General features: G+C 29.9%; 9 protein-coding genes and 1 riboswitch. All 9 genes read left to right on the forward strand.

What is annotated here, in order from left to right:
• Window positions 1–483 (forward strand): methionine adenosyltransferase domain-containing protein (locus I1959_RS12205; protein ID WP_195238431.1); only part of this gene is annotated, 483 nt, incomplete at its 5' end.
• Window positions 484–601: 118 nt separating this feature from the next.
• A complete protein-coding gene (recD2, locus tag I1959_RS12210; protein WP_195238440.1) occupies window positions 602–2824 on the forward strand; it encodes an SF1B family DNA helicase RecD2 in 2223 nt (740 codons plus the stop codon).
• On the forward strand, window positions 2825–3595 hold the full coding sequence (locus I1959_RS12215; protein WP_195238442.1) for a ComF family protein: 771 nt from the start codon (window positions 2825–2827) through the stop codon (window positions 3593–3595).
• A 608-nt stretch (window positions 3596–4203) separates the two neighbouring features.
• Window positions 4204–4752: a ribosome hibernation-promoting factor, HPF/YfiA family gene (hpf, locus tag I1959_RS12220; protein ID WP_092921917.1), complete on the forward strand. Its 549-nt coding sequence runs from the start codon at window positions 4204–4206 to the stop codon at window positions 4750–4752.
• Between the two features lie 218 nt (window positions 4753–4970).
• Entirely contained in the window at window positions 4971–7643 is a 2673-nt protein-coding gene (secA, locus tag I1959_RS12225; RefSeq protein WP_195238452.1) for a preprotein translocase subunit SecA, read from the forward strand.
• Between the two features lie 15 nt (window positions 7644–7658).
• A protein-coding gene (gene prfB, locus I1959_RS12230; RefSeq protein WP_195238454.1) for a peptide chain release factor 2 occupies window positions 7659–8769 on the forward strand; the annotation gives its coding sequence in 2 pieces (ribosomal slippage) (window positions 7659–7733 and window positions 7735–8769; 1110 coding nt in all).
• An 80-nt stretch (window positions 8770–8849) separates the two neighbouring features.
• Window positions 8850–10988, forward strand: a complete 2139-nt coding sequence (locus I1959_RS12235; RefSeq protein WP_195238456.1) for a Tex family protein — start codon at window positions 8850–8852, stop codon at window positions 10986–10988.
• Window positions 10989–11008: 20 nt separating this feature from the next.
• Window positions 11009–12166 carry an amidohydrolase gene (locus I1959_RS12240; protein WP_195238458.1) on the forward strand — a complete coding sequence of 386 codons (1158 nt, stop codon included), beginning with the start codon at window positions 11009–11011 and terminating at the stop codon, window positions 12164–12166.
• A gap of 122 nt (window positions 12167–12288) precedes the next feature.
• Window positions 12289–12408: riboswitch (FMN riboswitch) on the forward strand.
• Between the two features lie 115 nt (window positions 12409–12523).
• Window positions 12524–13138 carry an ECF transporter S component gene (locus tag I1959_RS12245; RefSeq protein ID WP_195238466.1) on the forward strand — a complete coding sequence of 205 codons (615 nt, stop codon included), beginning with the start codon at window positions 12524–12526 and terminating at the stop codon, window positions 13136–13138.
• The last annotated feature ends 883 nt before the right edge of the window (window positions 13139–14021 follow it).

Genomic DNA, 14021 nt, shown 5'->3' on the forward strand with positions numbered 1-14021 from the left:
CCAACAGGAAGATTCGTTATAGGAGGACCACAAGGAGATACAGGTCTTACAGGAAGAAAAATAATAATAGATACTTATGGAGGATACTCAAGACACGGTGGAGGAGCATTCTCAGGAAAAGACCCAACAAAGGTTGATAGATCAGCAGCTTATGCAGCAAGATATGTAGCTAAAAACATAGTAGCAGCAGGACTTGCAGATAAATGTGAAATAGAGTTAGCTTACGCAATAGGTGTTGCTAGACCATTATCAGTATTTATAGATACTTTTGGAACTGGAAAAGTTGAAGAATCTAAGTTAGTAGAATTAGTAAATAAACACTTCGATTTAAGACCAGGAGCAATAATAAGAGATTTAGACTTAAGAAGACCTATATACAAGCAAGTAGCAGCTTATGGTCACTTTGGTAGAACAGATATAGATTTACCATGGGAAAGAACTGATAAAGCAGAGCTATTAAGAAAAGAAGCATTAGGACAATAATTTAAAATAACTATAGAGAATTCACCCCAGTTCAAGGGGTGAATTTTTTTTGTATAAAAGGTATAATAAATACAACTTAAGTGAACGATAGAAATATTATGGGTTGTAGGAGATGAATATGGAAAGATTAGAAGGAATGATAAGTGATATAGTATTTAAAAATGAGGATAATGGGTACACTATAGCCCACTTGGCTAACTCAGATAATGAAGTAGTCATAGTTGGTTGTATGCCTACCTTATCGGTGGGGGAAAGCATAGAAGTTGAAGGAAAATGGACAAATCATAAAACTTATGGAACTCAGTTTGAAGTAAATAAATTTATGCCAGTAACACCAACATCTCTGGAGGGGATATATGTATACTTATCTTCTGGTATGATACATGGAATCGGCGAAAAAATGGCAAAAAAAATAGTGGATAAGTTTGGAGTAAGTACATTAGATATAATTCAAAATAATCCTCATAGGCTGAGTGAAGTGGATGGTATAGGTCAAAAGAAAATAGATCAGATAGTAAAAAGCTATGAAGAAAATAGAGAACTTAGAAATATAATAATAGAACTTTCTCCATATGGAATAACTCCTAACTACTGTATGAAAATATATAAAAAGTATAAAAACAAAGCTATTGAAGTTATAAACAAGAATCCATATAAATTAGCGGAAGATATAAGAGGTGTTGGATTCAAAATAGCAGATAATATAGCTAGTAAAATAGGAATTGAAAAAAATTCAAAAGATAGGGTCTCTCAAGGAATACTCTATACTCTAAACCAATCATTAGGGAATGGTCATACATACCTACCAGAAAATATCCTTATACAAGAAGCTATTAAATTATTAGAGGTAAAAGGAGAGCTTGTAAAAGAGTGCATACTAGAACTTGCATATGATCAAAAAATACATATAGAGAAAAAAGATAATAAACATCTAATATATTTAATACCATACTATTTATCGGAAAATGGAGTATGTAAACAAATAATAAAATTATCTCAGCATGAATTTAAAGATTTAAATATAGATATAGAAGAAGAGATAAGAGTAGTAGAAAAAGAAGAAGGTATAAAGCTTGCTAACAATCAAATGTTAGCTGTAAAAGAAGCAATAGAAGGTGGAGTAGTAATAATAACTGGTGGTCCGGGAACAGGAAAAACCACTACTATAAACACCATAATAAAAATATTTGAAAATAATAATCAAGAAGTTGTATTAGCTGCCCCAACAGGAAGAGCAGCAAAGAGGATGAGTGAAACTTCAAGTAAAGAGGCTAAGACTATACATAGATTGCTAGAAATGGGATATGCAACAGATAGTGATGAACTTCAATTTATGAAAAATGAAGAAGAGCCAATAAAAGCCGATGTAATAATAATAGATGAGGTTTCTATGGTTGATATTTTACTAATGTACTCTTTACTAAGGGCAATTAAACCTGGAACAAGGGTTATATTAGTTGGTGATAGTGACCAATTACCATCAGTAGGTGCAGGAAATGTACTTAAAGATATGATAGATTCTTGTGTTATAAAAGTAGTTAGATTAACTGAGATATTTAGGCAAGCTCAAGAAAGTATGATAGTAGTTAATGCCCATAAAATAAATAATGGCCAGCCATTACATTTAAACTCCAAAGGAAAAGACTTCTTTTTTATAAGAAAAAATACCAATGAAGAGATAATAAATGAAATAATAGGTTTAGTAAGTGAGAGATTGCCTAAATTTTATAATGTAGATAAATTAAAAGATATACAAGTTTTATCTTCTATGAGAAAAGGAGATTTAGGAGTTACAAATCTAAATATAGAACTTCAAAAGTATCTTAATAAACCAGAAAAGTATAAAGTAGAGGAAAACTTCCAACGAAGGATTTTTAGAGTTGGCGATAAAGTCATGCAAATAAAAAATAATTATACTAGAAAATGGGAAAATGAGGATAAAACTGATAGTGGAGAAGGTATATACAATGGTGATATTGGATATGTATATCATATAGATAAAGATAAAAGAATAGTATACGTTATATTCGATCAAGTCAAAATTGTATCATATACCTATGATGAGTTAGATGAGTTAGATCATAGTTATTGTACTACTATTCATAAAAGCCAAGGAAGTGAGTTTCCAATAGTTGTAATACCTATAACCTGGGCGCCACCAATGCTTTTAAGTAGAAATTTATTATATACAGCAGTAACTAGAGCAAAAAAACTAGTTGTACTAGTAGGAGATGTAAAGTATTTAGAATACATGATAAAGAACAATAGAATTAATAATAGACATTCAAATTTATCCTATAAGCTAAATAAATTTAAGGAAGAAGGTTTGTTAATTAAATAGATGTATAATTTCTTAATACATAAACAAAAACTAATAAGAGAAATATTTCATACAAGTTTAGAATTATTGTATCCAGATAATATATCTTGTATAATTTGCAACAATCCTATAAAAACTACAAATACATATTCATTATGTACATCTTGCTTTAAGGAATTACATTTTATATTAGATGGATGCCTAAAATGTGGAAAACCAACTATCAATGATTCTTTAGAAGAAATAGATATTTACAATTGTAGATATTGCAAATGTAAATCTTTTTATTTTGATAGAGCTATATCATGTATAGAATATAGTGAATTTAGCAAAAAAGTAGTTTTTGGATTAAAGTATAATAGCAAGACATATATGAGTAGATATATAGCGACTATAATGAAAGAAAGGATACAATTAGAGTCTTTAGAATTTGATTATATTTTGTTTGTTCCACTTCATAAAAAAAGACAAAGAAAAAGAGGTTTTAATCAATCAGAGAAAATAGCTAAGTACTTAGGTGAGATATTAGGTAAAGATGTTTTAGATATAATTGTAAGAACTGAAAATACAAAAAGACTTTACAAATTGAATAAAGAAGAGAGGAAGAAAGAATTAAAGAATGTATTTGAATTAAAGGAAGAATCGTTCAAATTAAAAAATAAGAATATTTTATTAGTGGATGATATTTTTACAACAGGGTCAACAGTAAATGAAATATCAAAAATATTAAAGTTAAATAATGTAAATAGGATTACAGTGATAACATTTTTAACTAGAACCATTGATACCTAAAATTACTATTGACATTAAGTTACTAAAATATTAAAATAGATAAGTAATATTTAGGTCTGTGGTTGAAAGTCCAAGCCAGTCGCAGGCAAAGGGATCCACGTAAGTTAACACTAAAAATTGGGTTAATGATCATGGTGCGGCTTAGAAGTAAGACCTACCGATATAAAATCGAGAGAGCTAGTAGTGCGGCAAACCCAAGCGAACCCTCCAGTAGGCGAGTGTGGGGTCAAAAACCAGGTCAGCTAAATATTCAAAAGTACCTTCAGAGGTGCTTTTTTTTTTACAAAAATTTAAATTACGACAATAATTCACAAATTAATCACAATTATTATTGATATATGTGGATAGTTGAAGAATTATGAATAGCTAGAAATACAGTATTTAAGAGTTATTAACAAATTTATCCACATTATCCACAAAGGTAATAAAAACATTAATCCACATGATAATAGTAAATATTAATAAATAAAATAATATAACTTTATTTGAATATAATGAATTATAAAAGTAAACAATAAAAATAAAGGATTGTATAAGTCGATATAGAATATATTATGTAAGTATAAAATATAAGTTTTATACCGTTATAACCGAAGGGAGATGTTCTTATGAATATAATTATATCTGGAAAACAAATAGAACTAACAGATGGAATAAAGTCATCGATAGAAGAAAAAATAGGTAAGTTAGATTATTATCTTCATCCATCAACAGAGGCTAAAGTAACTGTTAGTGCTAAAAAAGCTAGACACAAAATAGAAGTAACAATAATCCCTATAAGTGGACCAATAATAAGAGCAGAAGATATAGAAGAAAATTTATATGCTGCTATAGATGTTGTATACGATAAATTAAATACTCAATTAAGAAAATATAAAAAAAGATTGCAGGATAGACACCATGTAAATGAGAGTATAAGATATCAAACAGATGATTTATTAGAGGATAGTGATTATTCTGAGGATGAAGAAAATATAGACATAGTTATAGAAAGACATAAGAAATTTGATATGAAGCCTATGAGTGCAGAAGAAGCTGTTTTACAAATGGATCTTATAGGACATGATTTCTATATGTTCAGAAATGTTGATACTGATGATATTTCTATAGTTTATAGACGTAGAAATGGTGGATATGGAATGATAGAACATGAGTAAGCTGTATTAATGTATTTATATATTAAAAATAATGCCACTAATTAAAGACATATAAAATCTTTGTTAGTGGCATTTATTTTGTTTGTAGATAATAATTGCAAAATTAAAATATTAAGCAAGATCAAGTAAATACATGGTAAATATAACAATATAAAATCTATTGTTTTTATGGTAAAATGTATAATAGTATAATAAATGAGCGAGGAGAGATGCTAAACATGGGTTTTTTAGATAATTTATTCAATATGGCAGATAGAAGAGAACTAAAAAAATTCAATAAGATAGTTGATGAAATAGACTCTTTAGAATCAAAGTTCGAGCCTATGACAGATAAAGAACTGAAGAATATGACTAATATATTCAGAGAAAGACTAGATGGTGGAGAAAGTATAGATAGTATTTTACCAGAAGCATTTGCTGTAGTTAGAGAAGCATCTAAAAGAGTACTAGGTATGAGACACTATAGAGTACAGCTTATAGGTGGGATAGTGCTACATCAAGGTAGAATAGCAGAGATGAAAACAGGGGAAGGTAAAACGTTGGTTGCAACAGCTCCAGTATACCTAAACGCTCTTACAGGAAAAGGGGTACATGTAGTAACTGTAAATGATTACTTAGCAAAACGTGATAAAGAGCAAATGGGAAAAGTATATGAGTTTTTAGGGATGACTGTAGGTGTAATAGTTCACGGTCAAAACCCACAAGTTAGAAGAGAACAATATCAATGTGACATAACTTATGGAACAAATAATGAGTATGGGTTTGATTACCTAAAAGATAATATGGTAATACATAAAGAACAAATGGTTCAAAGAGAATTAAACTATGCTATAGTGGATGAGGTCGATTCAATACTTGTCGATGAAGCAAGAACTCCTCTTATCATATCAGGACCTGGAGATAAATCTACTCATTTATATTCGGATGCAAATACATTTGTATTAACACTAAAGCCAGATGACTATGAGATAGAAGAAAAACAAAAAGCGGTGTCTTTAACAGAATCAGGTATACAAAAATCAGAAATTTACTTCAATGTTGATAATATAACTGATGTAGCTCATATAGAGTTATATCACCATATAAACCAAGCATTAAAAGCGCACGTTATAATGAAACGTGATGTTGACTATGTATCTAAAGATGGAGAAATAGTTATAGTTGATGAATTTACAGGAAGACTTATGTTTGGTAGAAGATACTCTGAAGGATTACACCAAGCTATAGAAGCTAAAGAAGGATTAAGAATACAAAGAGAATCAAAAACATTAGCTACTGTAACATTCCAAAATTACTTCAGAATGTACAACAAGTTATCAGGTATGACAGGTACAGCTAAAACTGAAGAAGAAGAATTTAAAGCAATATACAAAATGGATGTTGTTCAAATACCTACAAATAAAGGGATACAAAGAGAAGATTTACCAGACTCTGTATATAAAAATATGAAAGGTAAATTTAATGCAGTTGCTGAGGATATAATAGAAAGACATAAAACAAAGCAACCTATACTAGTAGGTACAGTTTCAATAGAAACTTCAGAATTATTATCTCATCTATTAAAAAGAAGAGGAATAAAGCATGAAGTATTAAATGCAAAATACCATGAAAAAGAAGCAGAAATAATATCACAAGCTGGTAGATTAGGAGCAGTAACAATAGCAACTAACATGGCAGGTCGTGGTACGGATATAGTTCTAGGAGGGAACCCTACTTTCTTAACTAAAAAAGAAATGAAGAAAATGGGATACGAAGAAGACATTATAAATAAAGTAGATTCATCATTAGAGGGAATAGAAAAAGAAGGAAATGAAGAATTATTTGCAGCTAGAGAAGAATACATAAAATTATATGCAAAATATAAAGCGCAAACTCAAGCAGAGCAAGAAGAAGTTTTAAAAGCTGGTGGTTTAGCTATCATAGGTACAGAAAGACATGAATCTAGAAGAATAGATAACCAGTTAAGAGGACGTGCTGGTCGTCAAGGGGACCCAGGTAGTTCAAGATTCTATATATCTTTAGAAGATGACCTTATGAGATTATTCGGAAGCGAAAGAATAACTTCTGTTGTTGAAAAAATAGGTCTTGAAGAAGATATGCCTATAGAGCATAAGATGTTAACTAAATCAATAGAAAGTGCTCAAAAGAAAGTTGAAGGTAGAAACTTTGGTATAAGAAAACATGTACTTCAATATGATGATGTTATGAATAAGCAAAGAGAAATAATCTACGCTGAGAGAAGACGTGTATTAGAGGGTGAAAACTTACAAGAACAAATACAAGGCATGATCTTATCTATAATAGAAGACACAGTAGCTGCATATACTTTAGAAAATGGATTTAATTTCGTTGGATTTAGGGATTACTTATATCATGTATTCCTACCAAAAGGAAGTATAGAAATACCAGATGTGGAAAAACTTAATACTGCTCAAATAGTAGAAGAAGTTTATAACATAGCAATGAAGATATATCAAGGTAAAGAGGAAAGAATAGGATCTGAAAGAATGAGAGAAGTTGAAAGAGTAGTATTACTTCAATCAGTAGATAACCATTGGATAGACCACATAGATGCGATGGATCAATTACGTCAAGGAATAGGTCTTCGTGCAATAGGTCAACAAGATCCAGTAGTTGCATACAAAATGGAAGGATTTGATATGTTTGATGAAATGACTAAGCATATCAAAGAAGATACTGTAAGATACCTATTTAATATAACTATAGAAGAGCCTGTAGAAAGAAAACAGGTTATAGATGTTGACCACTTATCATCAAATACTGATGAAGAATCATCAAACAAAACTGTTAGAAAAGAAGAGTCAGTAGGAAGAAATGATGATTGCCCTTGTGGAAGTGGGAAAAAATACAAAAAATGTTGTGGTAGATAATTTCGGAGGACAGAAATGTTAAAATTACAAGACTATAGAAATAGCATAGAGTCAATGTCTTCAAATCTAGATGAAATGAGGGTTTCTCTTTGACATTGCTGGTGCACTAGCTAAAATAGAAGAAAATGAGAAAAAAATGAACGAGCAAGATTTTTGGAACAACAATGAACTTGCTCAGAAGGTTCTTCAAGAAAATAAGGTTTTAAAAGAAACAGTAGGAGAATTTAACACTTTAAAAGATTCATTAGAAGAAATCGAAGTTTTAATAGAATTAGGACTAGAAGAAAATGATGAATCTATAGAAAAAGAAATAGAAGAGTCTATATCGAACCTTGAAAAAGAAATAGATACTCTTAAAATTAAAACATTACTTAGCGGAGAATATGATAAAAATAATGCAATTTTATCTATAAATGCAGGAACTGGTGGTTTAGATGCTCAAGATTGGGCACAAATGTTACTAAGAATGTATATTAGATGGGGAGAAGGTAAGGATTATAAGGTTAAAGTCTTAGATATGCTATCAGACCCAGCAGCAGGTATAAAAAGTGCAACACTTCTAATAGAAGGAATAAATGCATATGGATACCTAAAGAGTGAAAAGGGAGTTCATCGTATAGTAAGAATATCTCCTTTCGATCCATCAGGAAAGAGACATACTTCATTTGCATCAATAGATGTGCTACCAGAGTTAGATGAAAGTATAAATATAGATATTAACCAAGCTGATTTGAAAATAGACACATACAGAGCCTCTGGAGCAGGAGGACAGCATGTAAATACTACAGATTCAGCTGTAAGAATAACACATATTCCTACAGGGGTAGTAGTTCAGTGTCAAAACGAAAGATCTCAGCATAAAAATAAAGATACAGCAATGAGAATGCTTATGGCGAAGCTTATAGAACTTAAGGAGTTAGAGCAAAAAGAAAAGATAGAAGACATTCAAGGTAAATATTCTCAAATAACTTGGGGAAGTCAAATCAGGTCATATGTATTCCAACCATACAAGTTAGTTAAAGATCATAGAACTAATGCAGAAGTAGGTAATGTAGATAGCGTAATGGATGGAAATATAGATTTATTTATAAATGAATATTTAAAAATGAATAAATCTAGTAAATAGTAAAATAAGGGCTTGAGAATTTTATTCTCGAGCCCTATTTTGAGGCTACATATAAATTTCTACGAAAGAAGAGGACAAATATGAAAATAAATGAAATCTTAAAAAAAGAGTTTAACCTTAGAGATGAACAAATAAAAAATACTATCAAGCTTATAGACGAAGGCAATACAATTCCTTTCATAGCTAGATATAGAAAAGAAATGACTGGTGAAATGAGCGATGTTGTATTGAGAGCTTTTCATGATAAGCTAGTATATTTAAGAAATTTAGAAAGTAGAAAAGAAGATGTCATAAGAATCATAGAAGAGCAAGGAAAACTTACTGAAGAATTACAGAAAAACATAGCAAAAGCAAATACACTTCAGGAAGTAGAAGATATTTATGCTCCATTTAAACAAAAGAAAAGAACAAGAGCAACTATAGCAAAAGAAAAAGGATTAGAAAATTTTGCTTTAGCTATACTAAATGGAGAAGTAGAAAATATAAGTATAGAAGCTAAAAAATACATTAACTCAGAAAAAGACGTAAATAGTGAAGATGATGCTATAAAAGGAGCAAAAGATATAATTGCCGAAATAGTTTCAGAAGATGCTAAGATAAGAAAATATATAAGAGAATTAGCATTAAGAGAAGGTATGATTAGTACAAAAAATTCTAAAGATGAAAAATCAGTTTATGATATGTACTATGACTACAATGAAGCAGTAAAGACAATGGCTCCTCACAGAGTACTAGCAGTAAATAGAGGGGAAAAGGAAGGATTCTTAAAAGTTAAATTAGAAATAAACAATGATAAAGTAATAAATCATATAGTAAATGAATATGTAAAAGAAAAGAATAAATTAAAAGAAGAAATAATATCATCTATAGAGGATGCTTATAAGAGATTAATATTCCCATCTATAGAAAGAGAAATAAGAAATCAACTAACAGAAAATGCACAAGAAAGAGCAATAAGTGTATTTGGTAAAAATATAAAAAGTTTATTATTACAGCCACCTGTTAAAGACAAGGTAGTCATGGGATTTGACCCAGCATTTAGGACAGGATGTAAAATAGCTGTTGTAGATAAAAATGGTAAATTATTAGACTTTACAACTGTTTATCCTACACAGCCACAAAACAAAGTAGAAGAAGCTAAAAAAGAGTTAAAAGAATTAATAAGAAAATATTCCATAGATATAATATCTATAGGAAATGGAACAGCATCCAGAGAATCGGAAAAAATAGTATCAGATATGATTAAAGAGATGGATGAAGACGTTCAATACATAATAGTAAATGAAGCAGGAGCATCTGTATATTCTGCATCAGAACTTGCAAATGAAGAACATCCAGACATAAACGTATCTATAAGAGGTGCCATATCAATAGCTAGAAGGCTACAAGATCCATTAGCAGAACTTGTAAAAATAGACCCTAAGAGTATAGGTGTAGGTCAATACCAACATGACCTTAATCAAAAAAGATTAGAGCAGGTTCTAGGTGGAGTTGTTGAAGATTCAGTTAATAGTGTTGGAGTAGACTTAAATACTGCATCATATTCTTTATTAGAGCATATTGCTGGTATAAGCCATAGTATAGCTAAAAATATAGTAGCATATAGAGAAGAAAATGGAGATTTCACATCTAGAGCACAACTTAAAAAAGTAAAAAGACTAGGGCCTCAAGCCTTCACTCAATGTGCAGGTTTTATGAGAATATTAGATGCTAAGAATCCTTTAGATAATACTTCAGTTCACCCAGAAAGTTATAAGATTTGTGAAAGTATGTTAAAATTATTAGGATACTCAATGGATGACTTAAGAAATAAAAATATAGAAGGTATAGATGCTAAAGTTGAACAAATAGGGCTTAAAAAATTAAGTGAAGAGTTAGAAGTTGGAGAATTAACATTAAAAGACATTATATCTGAAATTAAAAAGCCAGGTAGGGACCCTAGAGAAGACGGTATGAAACCTGTACTCAGAACAGATGTCTTAAAAATAGAAGATATTAAAGAAGGAATGGTATTAAAAGGAACAGTTAGAAACGTAGTAGACTTTGGTGCATTTGTTGATATAGGTATAAAAAATGACGGATTAGTTCACAAATCTCAAATGAGTAAAAGTTTTGTAAAGGATCCTATGGACATAGTTACAGTAGGAGATATTATAGATGTAAAAGTTATAGGAGTAGATATGGATAAACAAAGAGTAGCTTTATCTATGAACATATAAACTATATTAGGAGGGAAGATATGCTTCTTATAAAAAATGGTGTAATAAACACTATAACAAATGGAATAATTGAAGGAGATATCCTTATAGAAAATGGAAAAATAAAAGAAATAGGAAGTAATATAACTTCTCAAGAGGATATAAAAACAATAGATGTAGAAGGAAAATTTGTATTTCCAGGATTTATAGATGCACATACGCATCTAGGATTATGGGAAGATGGAATGGGATTTGAGGGTGCTGATGGAAATGAAGAAACAGACCCTATAACACCACACTTAAATCCAATAGATGGTATAAATCCAATGGATAATACATTTACAGAAGCAGTCCAAGGTGGTATAACATCAGTATGTACAACACCTGGAAGTGCTAATGTGATGGGTGGAGAATGTATAGCTATAAAAACTTATGGAAAAAGAATAGATAAAATGGTTCTAAAAAATCCAGTAGCGTCAAAAATTGCATTTGGAGAAAATCCGAAGAGTTGTTATGGTAGAGATGAAAAAATGCCTCAAACTAGAATGGCTATAGCTGCACTTTTAAGAGAGCATTTAAAAAAAGCTGAAGAATATTTAGAAGAAATAGAGTTATACGAAGAACATGAAGATCATGATAAACCAGAATATGATATGAAAATGGAATGTATGATACCTATATTAAAGGGTGAAATACCATTTAAAGTTCATGCACATAGAGCAGATGACATATTCACAGCTATAAGAATAGCTAAAGAATTTGATATAAAGTTAACCTTAGATCATTGCACAGAAGGGCATCTTATAGCAGATGAATTAGCTGAAGAGGGATATCCTGTTGTAGTTGGACCATCATTATCAGAAAGATCTAAAATAGAGCTTAGAAATCTGACTTTTGATACAGCAGGTATACTTGCAAAAGAAGGACTTCAAGTTTCATTAACGACAGATCATCCTGTAATACCAGTACAGTACTTGCCAATATGCTCTGGAATAGCAGTAAAACATGGTATGGAAAAAGAAAAAGCATTAGAAGCTATAACTATAAATCCAGCCAAAACTTTAGGAGTAGATGATAGAGTTGGATCTTTAGAGGTTGGAAAAGATGCAGATATAGTTGTATGGGATGGTTGTCCTCTAGAAATACAAAGTAATGTACTAATGACTATTATAGATGGAAAAATAGTTTATAGAAGATAGTTATGGGTATAATAATATTGTAATTGAAATAAAACTATACCCCAAAATTATATCTAATAACCAGTTGACTTTGAATAAACTATTTAATATTATTAAAGTATACGGAAAATTAAATAGTTTCTGAAGATCTTCGGGGCAGGGTGAAATTCCCTACCGGCGGTTATAGCCCGCGAGCTACAATAGTAGCATGATTTGGTGAAATTCCAAAGCCGACAGTAAAGTCTGGATGAGAGAAGGTATTTATGGAAATATCTATATATAAGGACATATTTATAGTTTTTGCTATATCCATAAAGGCTCGAAGGTAAGATCTTCGAGCTTTTTATTTTTCCTAATAAAAATTAGGAGGTAAAAATTATGCAACAAACACTTAAAAGTAATAGGGTGTTTTCTACATCTACATTAGTAAAGGTAGGGATATTATCGGCTATTGGATATATACTTATGTTTATATCAGTTCCAATACCTGTATTATTCCCAGATTTCTTAAAAATAGATGTATCGGATTTACCAGCACTTTTAGGAGGAATAACTTTAGGACCTACTGCTGGTGTTATAATAGCTTTTTTAAAGAATTTGCTTCAATTTATAACAGGAATGTCTACTACAGGCGGGGTAGGAGAGCTAGCAAACTTTATAATAGGTGGATCATTTGTATGGACGGTATCATATATATATAGCAAAAAAAGAGAAACGAAAGATCTTATAATTGGCCTTTTACTAGGAATTATAGTAATGACAATAGTAGGGTGTTTATCTAACTACTTTATCATGTTACCATTTTATAGTACTATAATGCCAATTGAAGCAGTTATAGAAATGGGTGCAGCGATAAATCCAGTAATCGTAGATAAGTTAAGTTTTGTTATATGGATAATAGCACCATTTAACATATTAAAGGCAACGATAATGTCTTTACTAACATTACCAATGTATAAAAAAACTGAAAAAGTTTTAAATAGAATGAAATAAAAATAAAGCTATCTCTTAGAAGGGATAGCTTTATTTTTATAAATTTTTTATATGACAATAAATTTAAAAAATCGATATAAATTAATAAATATGTTGGTAAGTTAAATTTTAACTAAAAATACTCCAAATATACAATTATACTTAAAATAGCAGCAACTATAGTATATAGCACAGAAACTATAAAGGGAGGACTTATATAAAATCTTAAAAAATGTGTATTTCTACGAGATTCACTTTCTAATAAGTGTTTAATTGGTAGGTCAGTTTTGGAAGTAAAAAAGCCACCTTCACTAGAGAAATAAAAAATAATTACTGATATTAATAAACCTGTTAAAAATGACATTTCTATAAATGATGTATTAAATAATTTAGAGAATAAAAAATTAATAGTAACTAATACGATAAGATATAATAAAGAGTATATCTAGTTTTTCATATAATACCTCCAAAAACTAAAACTTATTATATCAGTACGGGACACCTGAGAAAGATATTTCCCTCATGCTTTCACAATATAATTATTTTCTGAATCACATGTACATACAAGCATATTTGGTTACTGTTTATAACTAATGTATATGTAATATTTCATTAATTGTTACATGTTTTTAATACGGATTTTTCTATAGATTAGCAACATCTTAATTAGTATTTGATGATGTTATATATTGAGCGAATTTTTTGCTTTATAAATTATATTCTCAATAGAAACTCTAAATTCTGTGTATTCAATCATTGATAAATATTTTTGCTATTACTTCTATGTATAATTTCATCTTTTTTTAAATTTCAAATTTGATTTTTCCATCGTCTTTTAGATGATTATTTAAAAATTTATAAATATAATTTTCTGAAAGCACATTAATTGATGCAATACCAAAGT

The sequence above is a fragment of the Romboutsia sp. 1001285H_161024_C4 genome (assembly GCF_015550185.1).
GTDB lineage: Bacteria > Bacillota > Clostridia > Peptostreptococcales > Peptostreptococcaceae > Romboutsia_C > Romboutsia_C hominis.